The following is a 15720-nucleotide window of genomic DNA, read 5'->3' as shown; positions in this document are numbered from 1 at the left end:
CCGGATGTGGCGATCTAGGCCGATTGGCCTGAGAAAGGACATGAAATGACGGTTGCAAGCAAGAAGACACTGGCGGGTGGAGAAAGCGGGCTTTATGCCGTTTTGCCATTGCGCGATATCGTTGTCTTCCCACACATGATCGTTCCGCTCTTTGTCGGTCGCGAAAAATCCATTCGCGCACTCGAGGAAGTGATGGGCGTCGACAAGCAAATCCTGCTTGCCACACAGAAGAACGCTGCGGATGATGATCCGCAGGCGGATGCCATCTACAACATCGGCACCATTGCCAATGTCCTGCAGTTGCTGAAACTGCCGGATGGTACGGTCAAGGTTCTGGTCGAAGGTATTGCCCGCGCTGAAATCACCAGTTTCAGCGACCGCGAGGATTACCACGAAGCCAATGCCACGACGCTGTCGGAACCCGCCGAAGACGCGGTTGAAATCGAAGCCCTGGCCCGCTCGGTCGTGTCGGACTTCGAAAACTACGTGAAGCTGAACAAGAAGATTTCGCCAGAGGTCGTTGGCGCTGCCGGACAGATCGAGGACTACTCGAAGCTGGCCGATACGGTCGCCTCGCATCTTGCGATCAAGATTCCCGAGAAGCAGGACATGCTGTCGATCCTGTCCGTGCGTGCACGGCTGGAAAAGGCCATGTCGTTCATGGAGTCGGAAATTTCCGTTCTTCAGGTGGAAAAGCGTATCCGTTCGCGCGTCAAGCGCCAGATGGAGAAGACCCAGCGCGAGTACTACCTCAATGAACAGATGAAGGCGATCCAGAAGGAACTCGGCGACGGCGAAGACGGCCGCGACGAGGCAGCCGAGCTGGAAGAGCGCATCAAGAAGACGAAGTTCTCCAAGGAAGCGCGCGAAAAGGCCAATCAGGAGCTGAAGAAGCTTCGCCAGATGAGCCCGATGTCCGCCGAAGCGACGGTTGTGCGCAACTATCTCGACTGGCTGCTCACCATTCCGTGGGGCAAGAAGTCGAAGGTGAAGAACGACCTGAACCTCGCCGACGAGATCCTGGATGCCGAGCATTACGGCCTCGACAAGGTGAAAGACCGGATCGTGGAATATCTCGCCGTGCAGTCGCGGTCGACCAAGATCAAAGGTCCGATCCTGTGCCTCGTTGGTCCTCCCGGCGTCGGCAAGACTTCGCTGGCCCGCTCGATCGCCAAGGCAACCGGCCGTGAATATGTCCGCATGTCGCTTGGCGGCGTGCGTGACGAGGCTGAAATCCGCGGTCACCGCCGCACCTATATCGGTTCGATGCCCGGCAAGGTCATCCAGTCGATGAAGAAGGCAAAGAAGTCCAATCCGCTCTTCCTGCTCGATGAAATCGACAAGATGGGCCAGGATTTCCGCGGTGATCCGTCTTCGGCTCTGCTGGAGGTGCTCGATCCGGAACAGAACTCAACCTTCATGGATCACTATCTTGAGGTCGAATATGACCTCTCGAACGTGATGTTCGTGACGACGGCCAATACGCTGAACATCCCGGGTCCGCTGATGGACCGCATGGAGATCATCCGTATTGCCGGTTACACGGAAGACGAGAAGGTCGAGATCGCCAAGCGGCACCTCCTGCCCAAGGCCATCCGCGACCATGCGTTGCAGCCGAAGGAGTTTTCCGTATCGGAAGGCGCGATCCGTGCCATCGTCCGCGATTACACGCGGGAAGCCGGCGTGCGCAGTCTCGAACGGGAGCTGATGAAGCTTGCCCGCAAGGCAGTGACGGAAATTCTGAAGTCGAAGACCAAGAAGACGGTGAAGGTCACCGAGACCAACATCAACGACTATCTCGGCGTGCAGAAATTCCGCTTCGGCCAGATCGACGGTGAAGATCAGGTAGGCGTTGTCACAGGTCTTGCCTGGACTGAGGTGGGCGGCGAACTGCTGACCATCGAAGGCGTCATGATGCCCGGCAAGGGCCGCATGACCGTCACGGGCAACCTGCGCGACGTGATGAAGGAATCGATTTCCGCAGCGGCATCCTATGTCCGCTCCAGAGCCATCGATTTCGGCGTCGAGCCGCCGCTGTTCGACCGCAGGGACATCCACGTGCACGTGCCGGAAGGCGCGACACCGAAGGACGGTCCATCGGCCGGTATCGCGATGGTGACAGCCATTGTCTCGATCCTGACCGGTATTCCGGTGCGCAAGGATATCGCCATGACCGGCGAGATCACGCTGCGCGGACGGGTCCTGCCGATTGGCGGCCTGAAAGAGAAGCTGCTTGCCGCCCTGCGCGGTGGCATCAAGACGGTTCTGATCCCGGAAGAAAACGCCAAGGATCTGGCGGAAATTCCGGACAATGTGAAGAACGGCCTTGAGATCATCCCGGTATCGCGTGCCGGGGAAGTGATCAAGCATGCGCTCGTGCGTCAGCCGGAGCCGATCGAGTGGACGGAGCCGGTCAATGTGCCTGCCGCCGCCGTGGTCGAAGATGATGCTTCGGCGCAGATCGCGCACTGAAGCCATCGGAAATAAACAAACAAAAGCCGGGCAAGCAATTGCCCGGCTTTTTTGATTCGGCATTCGAATTGTTCAGAGCGCGCCTGTCAGGATGCCGACGCCCGCGAGCGCCGCCAGGCCGCCAATGATTCGCACCGCACTGGGGCCGGCGCGCTGGCTGATTCCGCCGATGGCAAAGCCGATGCCGATACCGGCGACGTGGAGCAGGGCGGTGGCGGCCATGAAGCCGCCCGCATAGGCGAGGCCGCCGGCGCTGTCCGGCATTTCCGCGCCATGGGCATAGCCATGGAAAATGGCGAAGAGGCCGACGAGGGCGGTTGCAATGGCCACGGGCGCCTGAATCTCCAAGGCCACCGCCGCTCCGAGCACAATCACCGAGAGTGCGATTGCAAGTTCGACGAAGGGCAGGCTTACTCCGGCAGCGCCGAGCGCGCCGCCAGCGGCCATCATCCCGACGAACGCTGCCGGAACGAGCCAGAGGGCGCGTCCGCCCAGCTGGAAGGCAAGGATGCCGACGAGAATCATCGCCAGGACGTGATCGAGGCCGGACATGGGGTGGGCGAAGCCATGGGTAAAGCCGCTGGTGTCACCCACGCCGACATGCGCGTGGGCAAGGGCAGGGTAAAGCGTGGCGAATGAAAGGATTGCGATTCGTGCTGCACGGTTGTTTGGCATGTGATGTTCCCGTTTTCTGGTTTGCTCTTGGAAGGAGGAGAACATTGTTGCCGCAGAAAATTGCTGGCGCAAAGGATAAAATATTGCAGTTGCTCACTGCCGGCGGAAAAAATCCGCAACTGCGAATCCCGACCACGCACGCGTGTCGGCTGCGATGTGAACAGACAAGTTATCTCGGCTTGAAGAAAGGGGAAGAAAATATTCCGCTGGGGAATGGTGGGCGATGAGAGACTCGAACTCCCGACATCTTCGGTGTAAACGAAGCGCTCTACCAACTGAGCTAATCGCCCCCTCACAAGGGTGTGTGGGGAGCGTTTAGGCGTTTCGTGCGATATTGGCAAGAGGGTATGAGACACTTTTATGATTTGTTTGAAGAGTTTTTCACAATCGCATTTTTCCTGTCGACTAGCGCTTGACACTCCCCCGCGAACCCCTTAAACGACCGCTCACACCAGATGAATTTCTGGTTTGCAAAGTGCGCGGGTGTAGCTCAGTTGGTTAGAGTGCCGGCCTGTCACGCCGGAGGTCGCGGGTTCGAGCCCCGTCACTCGCGCCACTTTTCCCCTAAGTTTATCAGATAGATAGTTGCTTAGAGGAAAAGTGGCGGACCCCGCAGTTTCAACTACCTTTTCTCCCCTAGTTTCAACTTTTTGATCTCATTTCGTTCTTCGGCTATGTTTTTGCGCCCGATCTTGCGCGATTCATCGGCTGCGCGCACTGCTGCCAAATTCACCGGGATATACGTTTTTTGCAGCGTTTTATTCTGGTCGATGCTGTTACCCATTTTTGCTGCGATTGATTCTACGGTGCCCCCGCCGGATACAGCTTCGACCGCTCCGGTCCGGCGCATATCTGAGAGTCGACGCTTTTCATCTTTGCCAAACACCAACAGGCGCACATCGGCAAAATCATCGATCAGGCTGCCTTTGGTGAAGGGGACTGGGTTGTGTCGCCGTCCACCTTTCGGGCCGGGTGCTGCACCGCGCGTGCGGAAAATTGGCGCGTCATCATGCAGATCATAATCGAGACCTGCAATGTAAACTTGCACGAGGCGGCGCGTCCTTCGGGACATGATCCCGAAGGCGGTCATCGTAGTTTTGCCGCGGGCGGTCAAAAATCCCCAATCGTCCCCTGCGGATACAGCGTGCGCAGGGGTGAGCGTGCGGCAATCGACTGGCGAAAAGCTGGTGTCCCATGCAATGGCGATGATGCAGGCCAAGCCTTTATAGCCCGCTCGCCATGCACTTTTGACCAGTCGTGTTGCCTCGCCTTCCGACCAGATTTGAGTTCTGCCCGGCACACTCTGTTTCTGAATCGCGCGGGAAGGGTCCTGTTTGGGCGTACAGAGCTTCATCGCGGTCATGACGGTATAGAGCGCCCGCCATGTCTTCATCGCGCGTCCAGCCTCGCCTACGCCCTTTTTCTTGATAAGGCTGGCATACCATTTGTCCATATTCTCCATGGATATGGTTTCTGGGGCCACATCTCCAAAGATTGGTTCAATATATTTCCACCCTCGTTCCCAATCTTCACGGGTCCGGGGCGGCTTGCGTGCCCATTCGTTTGTGCGACGGAACCGATAGAAGGCGTCTCCAACACTGTTTACGGGGTACACCTGCAGGATTGGCGGTTCCAAACCTTTGCGTGTGCGCTGATAGCGTTCTTCCCATTCACGGGCGATTGCCCAGGCATCAGGTCCATCATGGCCGCAGGGAACAGTCTGAAAGCCAAGGGCGCGCATCTTGGGGGTGGGCATCCAGTATGCGTGTTTGCCCTTGCGGATCACGTAATGCTTGAGCTTGATGTTAGCCAAGTGCGGCAATCCTTTGCGCGACAACATCCTTCGCATCCAATGCTAAGGATTTTTGCCCCGCTTTGCCAAGCCCCGATCGCCGATCCAGCCACGCGTCGATCGCTGCAAGATCGTAAAATCCGGTTATCGGGAAGGCTTCCGGAAATCCAATTTGCTCAAGCGCGCGCCGTTTGTCCTCAAACTCCGCTAACGTCAGATGTAATCGCCGCGCGGCTTTCACGGGCGGTACCAGGCGGGGATCAATGCTGAAGCGAATATCACTCATGGCAGCCGCTCCTGATAGAGCTTGCGCGGTGGCAAGGGCTTGGAGAGAGTTGGGGAGGGTTTCGCATGCTTAGGAAAGCCCTGCGATTTGATCGCGCCTTTCGGACGCTTCATGCCGTGATGCTTCTCCTCGCGGCGTTTAGCTTCTGAAATGACAGCCACATCGATTTTTGTCTTTGGCTTGTGGCAGCACTCCACGCCGAGGAGTTGACCGTCGGCGGCCGTCAGCTTTCGGGTCTTGTCGACTTCAAGGCCATCCGGTTTGATATGGTCAACTGCGTAGGGCTTCTTGCCGAGAATCAGGCCGCATCCTTCGCAGAAAATGCCGTGCTTCGGATGCATCGCGCGCTTGACGATCTCGGCGTATATGGTGCGGGAGAATTCGCGGCGAGCCACTACGCCACCTCTTCGGCAACAAAAGCCGGATGTCGGTTTGACATGTGCCGCCGCAGGTTCTCAAAGGAACGATTGCAGCAAGGGCAGACGCCAGCTGCTGCACGGTTCTTCAGGCGCGTGATTTGGCCTTTGCGAGCCGCTGCGGAGCGTTCGGCTGCTGTCCGGAGTTCCCTCTCACAGTCGATCTGGTCATCTTTCTGGGATAACCGTTGCTTGAGAAGGTCACGTTCCCGGCGAAGTTCGTCTTCGCGGCTTTCGCCTTCTCTGTAGTGCCACTCATGGCCATTTGGGCAGAACACAAGGTATCCAGAGGTATTCTTGGTACCCTTGCGTGCTTGTGCTGCCTCATAAACGTAGCGCGGGAAGGCGTGCTGAACTTTGCACCGAGGACAGGTGCTGAAGAAAAACTGTTCGCCGTTGTAGAGCACCGACCCCACCATCAGTTCGCCCTCCGCGCGCGCTTGACGGCACGTTCAACGATCTGACCAAGTTCAGTCTCCATCTGCGCGAATACGGCTTCGTTCTGCGCGACCTCAAGCTTCAATTGAAGATGAGTACGATCATAGATGGCGGCCAAGACCTTTGACCGGCGGACTTCATATGGTGCGTGCAGGGGAACCTATGCATCGCTCTTCGTCAATTGGCAGGGCGTGATGATCGGTGATGGCGATGTCTGGTTCCAAGGAATAGGCGATAAACTTGAAGTGAAGATTTTCGCCGTCAACAATTGACACATGTAGATGGTGGCCATTCGTTACTCTGGTTTCCTTAAGCAAGCCGCGCTTTTTGTGTCCAATCTCCTGATTTAAGATTTAAACCCAGCCCAGCCGTTCACGGTGCCCTTGCTGAACTCGGCCTTGTGTTCCCTGCAATTTCGTTCCATTCCAAAGCGTTTTTCAGAGCCAACGGAGCAAACCATCCTTTGCAAGCGGCGCTGTTTGAGATGGGTGGAGCATGCTAGATGGCCCTGAACTCATAAAGGGCAGGCTCAATGGAATACTCAATAGAAGTGCTTTCAAATCCGACAAATTCGGACCGCGACCGTATCCTGGAGCCACTGCTCGAATACAAGGATCAGGCGGCACCTCCCTCAGGGTTCGAGACCTTTGCCATTATCATAAGGGACGATCAAACGTCAGAGCAGGTGGGCGGGCTCTGGGCCAAGATCAATTACGATTGGCTCATAGTCGAACTGATATTCGTTCCTGAAAAATTACGGGGTCAAGACCTGGGCTCGCTTCTTTTGGCAAAGGCGGAAGTGATCGCCATTGAAAAAAACTGCGTTGGTATTTGGCTCGATACTCACAGTTTCCAGGCACCAGACTTCTATATCAAACGGGGTTTCGAGGTTTTTGGCCAACTAGAAGATCATCCGAGAGGATCAAACCGTTTCTTCCTGCGCAAGGTCTTGAATAGTGGTGTAGCGAAAATACCAAATTTATAGAGCGAGCCCGGCAGCGACTGTTTATCGAAGGTAAGCGTTTACCGGGCCTCATCGTTGCGCGATGATTCAAGCATCAAACTCTGGAGGTAGTGGGATTTCGTCCACAACATCCGGCGTATTGTTCCTTGGATTGCCGACCCTAGAGGACACCGGCCACATGGTCATCAGCTCCGCGGCCACAGGCATGTTTACGCCTCGCGGACGCGATTCATTCCGGCAACGCTTCTGCAGTATTTTGAATGCACGACCTGGCCGAAGGTGCGCCGGGAGAGTGCAAAGCAGGCAGAGGCACGCAATGTGCGTGTCGCCATTGCTGCGCGCATGCGCGGGATGTGGGGATAAGCAATCCATGACTTGGACTAGCTTCTAGGTAAGGGCTTCGAACCGGCTGCGCACCTCTGACAATCGTGCCTGCGGTGCCATATGTCCGTATGTCCGTATCACGGTGGCCGCATTCCGATGTCCAAGCTGTTCAGAAATGACGAGGAGTGGCGTACCGGCCGCTACCAGTTGGCTTGCGTAGGTGTGCCGCAATCCGTGGAAGCAAAACACGTGCGACAGCCCCGCTGCAATGACCGCCTTCTTGAAAACGTACTTGTAGTCACACCGGTACCAGGGGCGCCCATTTGCCTTCAAGAATATGAGATCGTCTGATAATTTCCCGACAGTCAGATTTTGGAAGAACGTCAGTCCCTCGTTAGGCAAGAATACAAACCGCTCCCTGTAGCACTTCACAGGGGTCACGAACACACCTGGACCATCACGCCCAACGTCGCATACTCTCATGCGTATCAGTTCGGTGATTCGGCAACCCGTGTAGAGTCCCCCTAGGACCAACTGACGTATGTGCGGGTCACAATGATCAATCAGTTGGCGACACTCAGCCCGGTTGAGATGCAGAATTCGAGGGCGTTCGATCAGTGGCAGACGACGGATACAGCGCCAGGCTCGCTCAGACTCGATCTTGCCGTTTTCCCAGGCCATCAACACCGCGACCCTGAGAATGCTAAGCAACGTATTTACGGTCTTCTTCCGCTTGCGCAGTTCTTCGTCGGTCATCTTGGTGATCGGGCGTTTTGGTGCCGATTTGCTCCTCGAATATCGGGGAGGGGTCTCAAGGACATTCCGGACAAAGTTCCTTACCAAATCGCCGTTGAACTGGTGTGCTGGAATGCTCGCCAACGTGGGAACAAGGTGGTGGTTCACAAGTGAAATGAGCGTAAGGAAATGCGACCGAGCCGCCGCCAGCCGTTTCCACTCGATGTAATCATGCAGGGCGTGGCCTAGCGTGAATATTGGGCCAATAGGGCAAATGTTGAGCTCTTCCTTACTGCCGATCGGGAAAGAGTCGCTGGTGGCCAGGCGGATACGTACTTCTGAGAACCATTCTTGAGCCTTTTGTAGGGCTTCAGGGAAAGCCATACCGATCTCATTGCCATCCGTTTTGACTGAGCCCAGTCGATACTGTCTATAGCTTCCATCCTTACGACGCACACGACCCAGCCAAAAGCACCGGCCCGATGGATAGCGTTGAAACCCTATGGCCCGACAATACTCAGTGACCTGCCAGTAAGGTGCTCCGCGCGGCGGTAATGTTGCTCGCGCCGTATCGTCAGAGAGGTCAAATCCAAAGGCGTTTTCATGTCCCATGTTGCACTCCAAGACGTGGGTGAAAAATGCAGGCGTTCATCAAACGGTTACGATGAGCAAGGACGCTACTGTCATGGCACCGAACAACGCAATTTGGGCAAACTTTTCTACAACGATCCGCTGGCCTTCGTTCCGACGCGTGTCGCCAAAGAACGCGATGCATGCTGCCGTTATTCCGCTCGTTGCGGTAAGAGAAAGAGTGGTGACAAAGACGGTCTGAAACGTAATCATGCGATCCTCCACTAATTGCCGGAGGGATTATTGCGCAGTTCTGTATCAGGTGGATAAGTTTGCGCAGAAAATCGGTCTCATTGGTGAGGGCAATACAGAATCAGATTTTTGCTGACTGACATGCCCTGCTGGCGGAAGTCAGCGGCACGGCAGCGGCGGCAATCGCCGTGGTGTTCCTGTGGGGCATGCTGACCTTCGTCATCGTTCCGCCGTTGCAGATGCGGGTGGTCGAAACCGCGAGCGAAGCGCCCAATCTGGCGGCCACGCTCAACCAGGGCGCCTTCAATGCGGGCAATGCCGCCGGTGCCTGGGTTGGCGGTGCGGCGCTCACCTGGGGCGTGTCCTATCAGAACCTGCCCTTTGTGGGGTCGGCGCTGGCCTTGCTCGGTCTTGGCGTGGCCGTCTGGTCGCTGCTGCTCGACCGCAGGGCGCAGAAGAAGCAATATCTGTCCGAAGAGGGGGAAAGGCTCAGTCTGGAGCCTCTCGCGGGTCTCTAAGCGCCCCTCTTTCCCAAACTCTGCACAACAGCGTTCGCGCCCTGGCGCGCGTGCTGTTTCCACGCGCGCGGCATATCTGCATTTTGTCCTAAATCGTTTATAGGACCGAATGTCGCAGTTCTGAAAACCACGTCGCGGACAAACAGGCCGGCAAGGCACATTAATATCATTCTAAAGAGTGATTCAGCTGTGTTTTGCGGGCCAAACTGGCTTAAAACTGCGAAATTCGCGGCTTTTTATGGATATGCGTCACGAAATGGTGACAAAAAACCGGTGGTATTGGGGCGATTGTTGCACTTGCGCGCATGGCGCTAACGCGCTAACCCTCGCCGCATCGTACCGGTGTCAAAGCTGGTGCGGTCTGTCGCGTATTGGTGGCAGTCATGTGCATAACATGGCATTCTTGTCAGCCTGAGTTCACAAGGCGGAAAAAGTCGGATCATGAACGAGCTTTTAAGTTCCTACCTGCCCATCGTTATCTTCATCGGGGTAGCGCTGGTAATCGGTTTGGCACTGTTGGTTGCGCCTTTTCTGGTCGCATACAAGTCGCCAGACCCGGAAAAATTGTCGGCCTATGAGTGCGGCTTCAACGCATTCGATGATGCCCGCATGAAATTTGATGTCCGCTTCTATCTTGTCTCGATTCTGTTCATCATCTTCGATCTGGAAGTTGCCTTCCTCTTTCCGTGGGCCGTGGCCTTCAGCAAGATCGGCTGGTTCGGTTTCTGGTCGATGATGATCTTCCTCGGCGTTCTGACAATCGGCTTTATCTATGAGTGGAAAAAGGGAGCGCTGGAATGGGATTGACCGCTAGCCAAACCACCCTCGTGGCACCGAAACCCAAAGGCATTCTTGATCCCGGTACGGGCAAGCCGATCGGTTCCGATGATGCGTTTTTCGGTGAGATCAACAATGAGCTCGCCGACAAGGGATTTCTCGTAACCTCCGCCGATGCGCTGGTCACCTGGGCGCGCACCGGTTCGCTGATGTGGATGACCTTCGGCCTTGCCTGCTGCGCGGTCGAAATGATGCACACCTCCATGCCGCGCTATGACGGCGAGCGGTTCGGCTTCGCCCCGCGCGCGTCACCGCGTCAGTCCGACGTGATGATTGTTGCCGGCACGCTGACCAACAAGATGGCTCCGGCGCTGCGCAAGGTCTATGACCAGATGCCTGAGCCGCGCTACGTCATCTCGATGGGCTCCTGCGCCAATGGCGGCGGCTATTATCACTATTCCTATTCGGTCGTGCGTGGTTGCGACCGCGTCGTGCCGGTGGATATCTATGTGCCGGGCTGCCCGCCCACGGCCGAAGCGCTGCTCTATGGTGTTCTGATGCTGCAGAAGAAAATCCGCCGCACCGGCACGATCGAGCGATAGGAGGGGGCGATGTTTGAAGAAGCATTGAATGAACTCTCCAGCTACCTCCAGGAAAAGCTGGGCGCGTCGCTGAATTCGGTGGCTCTGGCCTATGGCGATCTGAGCGTTGAAGTCGACGCGGCAAGACTGCTCGATGTTCTGACCTTCCTGCGTGACGACGTGCAGTGCCAGTTCATTTCGCTGATCGATATCAGCGGCGTGGACTATCCCTACCGCTCGCATCGCTTTGACGTGGTCTATCATCTTCTGTCGCCGCGCCAGAATCTGCGTATCCGCGTCAAGGTGGCGACGGACGAAGATACACCCGTGCCTTCCGCCACGCCGGTCTATCCCGGAGCCGACTGGTATGAGCGCGAAACCTACGATCTCTATGGTGTGCTGTTCTCCGGTCATCCGGATCTGCGCCGCATCCTGACCGATTACGGTTTTGACGGCCATCCGCTGCGCAAGGATTTCCCGCTGACAGGCTTCGTCGAAGTCCGTTATGACGACGAGGTCAAGCGCGTCGTATATGAACCTGTCGAACTGCGGCAGGAATTCCGCAATTTCGATTTCCAGTCACCCTGGGAAGGCACGGATTATGTGCTGCCGGGTGATGAGAAGGCCAAAGCGAATTGAGTGCGTGCGAATACAGACGTGTAAGACGCCAGGAAGCGAAATATGACTGAACACAGCGTCCGCAACTTTAACATTAACTTCGGCCCGCAACATCCTGCGGCGCACGGCGTTTTGCGCCTTGTGCTTGAACTGGACGGTGAGGTGGTCGCGCGCGTTGACCCGCATATCGGGCTGCTGCATCGCGGCACCGAGAAGTTGATGGAAGCCAAGACCTATCTGCAGGCCGTGCCCTATCTCGACCGTCTCGACTACGTGGCGCCGATGAACCAGGAGCACGCCTACGCACTGGCCGTCGAGCGCCTGCTCGGCATCGACGTGCCCAAGCGCGGCCAGCTGATCCGTGTTCTGTTCTCGGAAATCGGCCGTATTCTTTCGCATCTCTTGAACGTGACCACGCAGGCCATGGACGTCGGTGCTCTGACGCCGCCGCTCTGGGGCTTCGAAGAGCGCGAAAAGCTGATGGTGTTCTACGAGCGCGCTTGCGGTGCCCGTATGCATGCGGCCTATTTTCGTCCCGGCGGCGTGCATCAGGATCTTCCCGACAGACTCATCGAGGATATCGGCAAGTGGTGCGATCCGTTCCTGCAGACCGTCAAGAATCTCGACGACCTGATCACCCCGAACCGCATTTTCAAGCAGCGTAACGTCGATATCGGCGTCGTGAAGCTGGAAGACGCATGGGCATGGGGTTTCTCCGGCGTCATGGTACGCGGCTCGGGTGCCGCCTGGGATCTGCGCAAGTCGCAGCCCTATGAATGCTATTCCGAGATGGAATTCGATGTTCCGATCGGCAAGAACGGCGACTGCTACGACCGTTATCTCATCCGCATGGAAGAAATGCGCCAGTCGGTGCGCATCATGCGCCAGTGCGTCGATCTTCTGCTGGGCAAGGAGCGGGTAGGGCCTGTTTCCAACATGTCCGCCAAGATCGTTCCGCCGAAGCGCGGCGAGATGAAGCGGTCGATGGAAGCGCTGATCCATCACTTCAAGCTTTACACTGAAGGGTATCACGTGCCCGCCGGTGAAGTTTACGCTGCCGTTGAAGCGCCCAAGGGCGAATTCGGCGTGTTCCTGGTGTCCGATGGCTCCAACAAGCCATACCGCGTCAAGCTGCGCGCCCCGGGCTTTGCCCATCTCCAGGCCATGGACTTCCTGTGCCGTGGTCACATGCTGGCCGACGTCTCCGCTGTCCTCGGCTCGCTCGATATCGTATTTGGTGAGGTTGATCGCTAATGTCCGTCCGTCGTCTTGCAGAAGATAGCGTCCAACCAGCAGCCTTCGCGTTCAATCGCGAAAACACTGCCTGGGCCAAGCAGACCATCAAGAAATATCCCAAGGGCCGCGAACAGTCCGCAGTCATTCCGCTGCTGATGCGCGCGCAGGAACAGGATGGCTGGGTCACCAAGGCTGCCATCGAGCATGTTGCCGTCATGCTCGACATGCCGCTGATCCGCGTTCTGGAAGTGGCGACATTCTATACGCAGTTCCAGCTGAAGCCGGTCGGAACCCGTGCCCATATCCAGGTTTGCGGCACCACGCCGTGCATGCTGCGCGGCGCGGAAGACCTGAAGAAGGTCTGCCAGCACCGCATCCATCATGAGCCCTTCCACACCAACGAATCCGGCACTTTGTCGTGGGAAGAGGTCGAATGCCTCGGTGCCTGCGTCAACGCGCCGATGATCATGGTGTTCAAGGATACCTATGAGGATCTGACGCCCGAACGCCTCGAGGAAATCATCGATGCTTTCGAAGCCGGCAAGGGCGATACGATCACGCCCGGCCCGCAGATCGACCGTTATTTCTCCGCCCCCGAGGGCGGCGCAACGACGCTGATCGAAGGCAATGGCGCGGCCAAGCCGAAGCGTGCGGCAAAGGCTGCCGATGCCGCTGCAGTTCCGGCCGCCAGTGCGGCAAAGCAGGACGAGGCACCGGCAAAGGCCGTATCGCTCGAGGACAAGAACCGTCCGGCCGCGATCGACAAGCCTGCCGCCGTGGATGATCTCGAACTGATTTCCGGCGTCGGCCCGAAGATTGCAGGCATCCTGCATGAACTGGGCATTTATACATTTGCCCAGGTCGCCAGCTGGAAAAAGGCTGAGCGCGAATGGGTTGACGGTTACCTCAACTTCAAGGGCCGTATCGAACGCGACGACTGGGTCAAGCAAGCCAAGGCCTTGGCCAAGGGCGGCGAAGCCGAGTACATCAAGGTTTTCGGCAAGAAGCCGAGATAAGATCATTGGCGGAAACGATGTGCGTTTTCGCTGGAGAATGGACGAAGAGAGTAGGACGGGTGCGATATGCTCGCTGACAAAGACCGCATCTTCACCAATATTTACGGCCTTTTCGACAAGTCGTTGAAGGGTGCGATGTCACGCGGCTGCTGGGATGGCACTGCAGGGATCATCTCCAAGGGCCGTGACTGGATCATCAACGAGATGAAGGCATCCGGCCTGCGTGGCCGTGGCGGCGCCGGCTTCCCGACGGGTCTGAAGTGGTCCTTCATGCCCAAGGAAAGCGACGGCCGCCCGCATTATCTCGTCATCAATGCCGACGAATCCGAGCCGGGCACCTGCAAGGACCGCGATATCATGCGCCACGATCCGCATACGCTGATCGAAGGCTGCCTGATTGCCGGTTTCGCTATGGGCGCCAACACCTGCTACATCTATGTGCGCGGCGAATATATCCGCGAGCGTGAAGCGCTGCAGGCCGCCATTGACGAATGCTATGACGCCAAGCTGCTCGGCAAGAACAACAAGAACGGCTGGGACTACGATATCTATGTCCATCACGGCGCCGGCGCCTATATCTGCGGCGAGGAAACAGCCTTGCTGGAAAGCCTGGAAGGCAAGAAGGGCCAGCCGCGCCTGAAGCCGCCATTCCCGGCCAATATGGGCCTCTATGGCTGCCCGACAACCGTCAACAACGTTGAATCGGTCGCCGTTGCCCCGACCATCCTGCGCCGCGGCGCGGCGTGGTTCTCCGGCATCGGCCGTCCGAACAATGTCGGCACCAAGCTGTTCATGATCTCCGGTCACGTCAACCGTCCATGCACGGTTGAAGAAGCCATGGGCATCACCTTCCGCGAGCTGGTCGACAAGCATGCGGGCGGCGTTCGCGGCGGCTGGGACAATCTGCTGGCGGTTATTCCCGGCGGTGCATCCTGCCCGGTCGTTCCGGCTGCCGATATCATCGATTGCCCGATGGATTTCGATGGGTTGCGCAACGTCAAGTCGTCCTTCGGCACGGCGGCTGCGATCGTCATGGACAAGTCCACCGACATCGTTCGCGCCATTGCGCGCCTGTCCTACTTCTTCAAGCACGAGAGCTGCGGCCAGTGCACGCCATGCCGCGAAGGCACCGGCTGGATGTGGCGCGTCATGGAACGCATGGCGGTTGGCAATGCGCAGAAGCGCGAGATCGACATGCTGCTCGACGTGACCAAGCAGATCGAAGGCCACACCATCTGCGCGCTCGGCGACGCGGCGGCATGGCCGGTACAGGGTCTGATCCGGCATTTCCGTCCGGAAATCGAACGCCGTATCGATGAGTTTACACGCAACGCTTCTGCGGCAAGCCCCGTGCTTGTTGCGGCGGAATAGGGTTGAGGGGATATGCCGGATACCGGAACAGACAAGCGATCGGGTGCGGACTGGTCGGCAGTGATGCCGAAGCAGATCGTTCCGGCTGCCAATCTGCTGACACCGCCGATGGGCGCGATGGCGGCGGCGTCTGTTGTGGGTCTCGGCATCGCCAGTCAGATGTGGGGTCTGTGGGCCGGTGCTCTTGCCGGTATGCTTGATGCCAACGCGAAGCTGAAGCCGCTGGACGCATCGCCGGCGGCCGCGGCAAAGCAGGCACCTGATGTTGCTGAGTTGAAGACGATCATACGCAACAAGGCGACAGAAACCGCACCAAAGGCGGTTGCTGGCAAAAAAGCCAAGCTTGCGGCGGTTTCAACGGGGCCGTCGAAACCGGCGGCAATCGCAAAGCCGGCCTTGCCGGATGACCTGAAGCGGATTTCGGGCGTTGGCCCGAAGCTGGAGCAGGTCTTGAACGGTCTTGGCATCTACACCCATGCGCAGATTGCGGCATGGTCACCCCAGGAGATTGCCTGGGTCGATGATCATCTGAAATTCGGCGGGCGTATCGTGCGGGATGAGTGGGTCAAACAATCCGCTGCCTTGGCGGGGGGGAAGCCCGAATAAAGCCATGCTGGCTTGGCCGGCATGGAGCAATTGAAGGTATTTCAGCGGTTTCGCGGGAATGCCAAATGAAAAT

18 protein-coding genes, 2 tRNA genes and 1 pseudogene are annotated in these 15720 nt (G+C 57.5%); 13 read left to right on the top strand and 8 right to left on the bottom strand.

The genetic code is table 11. The features are described from left to right. The first annotated feature begins 45 nt into the window (after positions 1-45). Positions 46-2472, top strand: coding sequence for an endopeptidase La (gene lon, locus ACZ25R_RS14190; protein ID WP_346307361.1), 2427 nt, complete (start codon positions 46-48; stop codon positions 2470-2472). 72 nt (positions 2473-2544) lie between these two features. Here lon and ACZ25R_RS14185 read toward each other — a convergent pair whose 3' ends face one another. Further along, a complete protein-coding gene (locus ACZ25R_RS14185) occupies positions 2545-3147 on the bottom strand; it encodes a HupE/UreJ family protein (protein ID WP_472461316.1) in 603 nt (200 codons plus the stop codon). A gap of 47 nt (positions 3148-3194) precedes the next feature. Between ACZ25R_RS14185 and ACZ25R_RS14180 the strand changes: the two genes are divergently transcribed. Next, positions 3195-3374, top strand: a complete 180-nt coding sequence (locus ACZ25R_RS14180) for a hypothetical protein (RefSeq protein WP_472461315.1) — start codon at positions 3195-3197, stop codon at positions 3372-3374. Here the strand turns inward: ACZ25R_RS14180 and ACZ25R_RS14175 are convergent. After that, positions 3362-3437: transfer RNA gene (locus tag ACZ25R_RS14175), tRNA-Val, on the bottom strand. The genes ACZ25R_RS14180 and ACZ25R_RS14175 overlap by 13 nt on opposite strands. A gap of 189 nt (positions 3438-3626) precedes the next feature. On the opposite strand from ACZ25R_RS14175, the gene ACZ25R_RS14170 reads away from it, so the two are divergent. After that, a tRNA-Asp gene (locus ACZ25R_RS14170) sits at positions 3627-3703 on the top strand. 66 nt (positions 3704-3769) lie between these two features. On the opposite strand, the gene ACZ25R_RS14165 is transcribed toward ACZ25R_RS14170, so the two are convergent. The 4 genes from ACZ25R_RS14165 to ACZ25R_RS14150 are packed head-to-tail and all read right to left on the bottom strand — an operon-like array spanning position 3770 to position 6060. Beyond that, positions 3770-4960, bottom strand: coding sequence for a hypothetical protein (locus tag ACZ25R_RS14165; protein ID WP_472461314.1), 1191 nt, complete (start codon positions 4958-4960; stop codon positions 3770-3772). Beyond that, the gene (locus ACZ25R_RS14160) at positions 4953-5225 is read right to left on the bottom strand and encodes a hypothetical protein (protein ID WP_223615766.1); all 273 of its coding nucleotides are present in this window, start codon (positions 5223-5225) and stop codon (positions 4953-4955) included. Before ACZ25R_RS14160 ends, ACZ25R_RS14165 begins: the two co-directional genes overlap by 8 nt. Continuing rightward, a complete protein-coding gene (locus ACZ25R_RS14155) occupies positions 5222-5620 on the bottom strand; it encodes a hypothetical protein (RefSeq protein ID WP_472461313.1) in 399 nt (132 codons plus the stop codon). Before ACZ25R_RS14155 ends, ACZ25R_RS14160 begins: the two co-directional genes overlap by 4 nt. Then, the gene (locus ACZ25R_RS14150; RefSeq protein WP_472461312.1) at positions 5620-6060 is read right to left on the bottom strand and encodes a hypothetical protein; all 441 of its coding nucleotides are present in this window, start codon (positions 6058-6060) and stop codon (positions 5620-5622) included. Before ACZ25R_RS14150 ends, ACZ25R_RS14155 begins: the two co-directional genes overlap by 1 nt. 126 nt (positions 6061-6186) lie before the next feature. On the opposite strand from ACZ25R_RS14150, the gene ACZ25R_RS14145 reads away from it, so the two are divergent. Then, the gene (locus ACZ25R_RS14145) at positions 6187-6351 is read left to right on the top strand and encodes a hypothetical protein (protein ID WP_472461311.1); all 165 of its coding nucleotides are present in this window, start codon (positions 6187-6189) and stop codon (positions 6349-6351) included. Positions 6352-6611: 260 nt separating this feature from the next. Then, the gene (locus ACZ25R_RS14140) at positions 6612-7064 is read left to right on the top strand and encodes a GNAT family N-acetyltransferase (RefSeq protein ID WP_472461310.1); all 453 of its coding nucleotides are present in this window, start codon (positions 6612-6614) and stop codon (positions 7062-7064) included. Between the two features lie 366 nt (positions 7065-7430). Here ACZ25R_RS14140 and ACZ25R_RS14135 read toward each other — a convergent pair whose 3' ends face one another. After that, the gene (locus tag ACZ25R_RS14135) at positions 7431-8714 is read right to left on the bottom strand and encodes a tyrosine-type recombinase/integrase (protein ID WP_472461309.1); all 1284 of its coding nucleotides are present in this window, start codon (positions 8712-8714) and stop codon (positions 7431-7433) included. Between the two features lie 39 nt (positions 8715-8753). Continuing rightward, positions 8754-8945: a hypothetical protein gene (locus ACZ25R_RS14130; RefSeq protein ID WP_472461308.1), complete on the bottom strand. Its 192-nt coding sequence runs from the start codon at positions 8943-8945 to the stop codon at positions 8754-8756. A 149-nt stretch (positions 8946-9094) separates the two neighbouring features. Between ACZ25R_RS14130 and ACZ25R_RS14125 the strand changes: the two are divergent. From ACZ25R_RS14125 to ACZ25R_RS14090, 8 genes and pseudogenes are all read left to right on the top strand, one after another. Next, positions 9095-9442 (top strand): annotated as a pseudogene (locus ACZ25R_RS14125) (MFS transporter); the annotation flags it as partial. A gap of 441 nt (positions 9443-9883) precedes the next feature. Continuing rightward, the gene (locus tag ACZ25R_RS14120) at positions 9884-10249 is read left to right on the top strand and encodes an NADH-quinone oxidoreductase subunit A (RefSeq protein WP_091883778.1); all 366 of its coding nucleotides are present in this window, start codon (positions 9884-9886) and stop codon (positions 10247-10249) included. Continuing rightward, the gene (locus ACZ25R_RS14115; protein ID WP_223615194.1) at positions 10240-10821 is read left to right on the top strand and encodes a NuoB/complex I 20 kDa subunit family protein; all 582 of its coding nucleotides are present in this window, start codon (positions 10240-10242) and stop codon (positions 10819-10821) included. The genes ACZ25R_RS14120 and ACZ25R_RS14115 overlap by 10 nt, the downstream gene beginning before the upstream one ends. Before the next feature lie 9 nt (positions 10822-10830). Beyond that, positions 10831-11439, top strand: a complete 609-nt coding sequence (locus ACZ25R_RS14110; protein WP_464660008.1) for an NADH-quinone oxidoreductase subunit C — start codon at positions 10831-10833, stop codon at positions 11437-11439. A gap of 42 nt (positions 11440-11481) precedes the next feature. Then, positions 11482-12672 (top strand): NADH-quinone oxidoreductase subunit D, encoded by a 1191-nt coding sequence (locus ACZ25R_RS14105; protein ID WP_472461307.1) that lies wholly within the window; start codon positions 11482-11484, stop codon positions 12670-12672. After that, complete coding sequence (gene nuoE / locus ACZ25R_RS14100; RefSeq protein WP_472461306.1) at positions 12672-13670, top strand: NADH-quinone oxidoreductase subunit NuoE; 999 nt, start codon at positions 12672-12674, stop codon at positions 13668-13670. The genes ACZ25R_RS14105 and nuoE overlap by 1 nt, the downstream gene beginning before the upstream one ends. A gap of 66 nt (positions 13671-13736) precedes the next feature. Beyond that, the gene (gene nuoF, locus ACZ25R_RS14095; RefSeq protein ID WP_472461305.1) at positions 13737-15041 is read left to right on the top strand and encodes an NADH-quinone oxidoreductase subunit NuoF; all 1305 of its coding nucleotides are present in this window, start codon (positions 13737-13739) and stop codon (positions 15039-15041) included. Between the two features lie 12 nt (positions 15042-15053). Next, complete coding sequence (locus ACZ25R_RS14090) at positions 15054-15647, top strand: helix-hairpin-helix domain-containing protein (protein WP_472461304.1); 594 nt, start codon at positions 15054-15056, stop codon at positions 15645-15647. Positions 15648-15720 lie beyond the last annotated feature (73 nt).

The organism is Phyllobacterium sp. RCAM01083 (assembly GCF_055685835.1).
The sequence above is the reverse complement of the archived record's forward strand: the minus strand, read 5'-3'. Positions and strand labels throughout refer to the sequence as shown.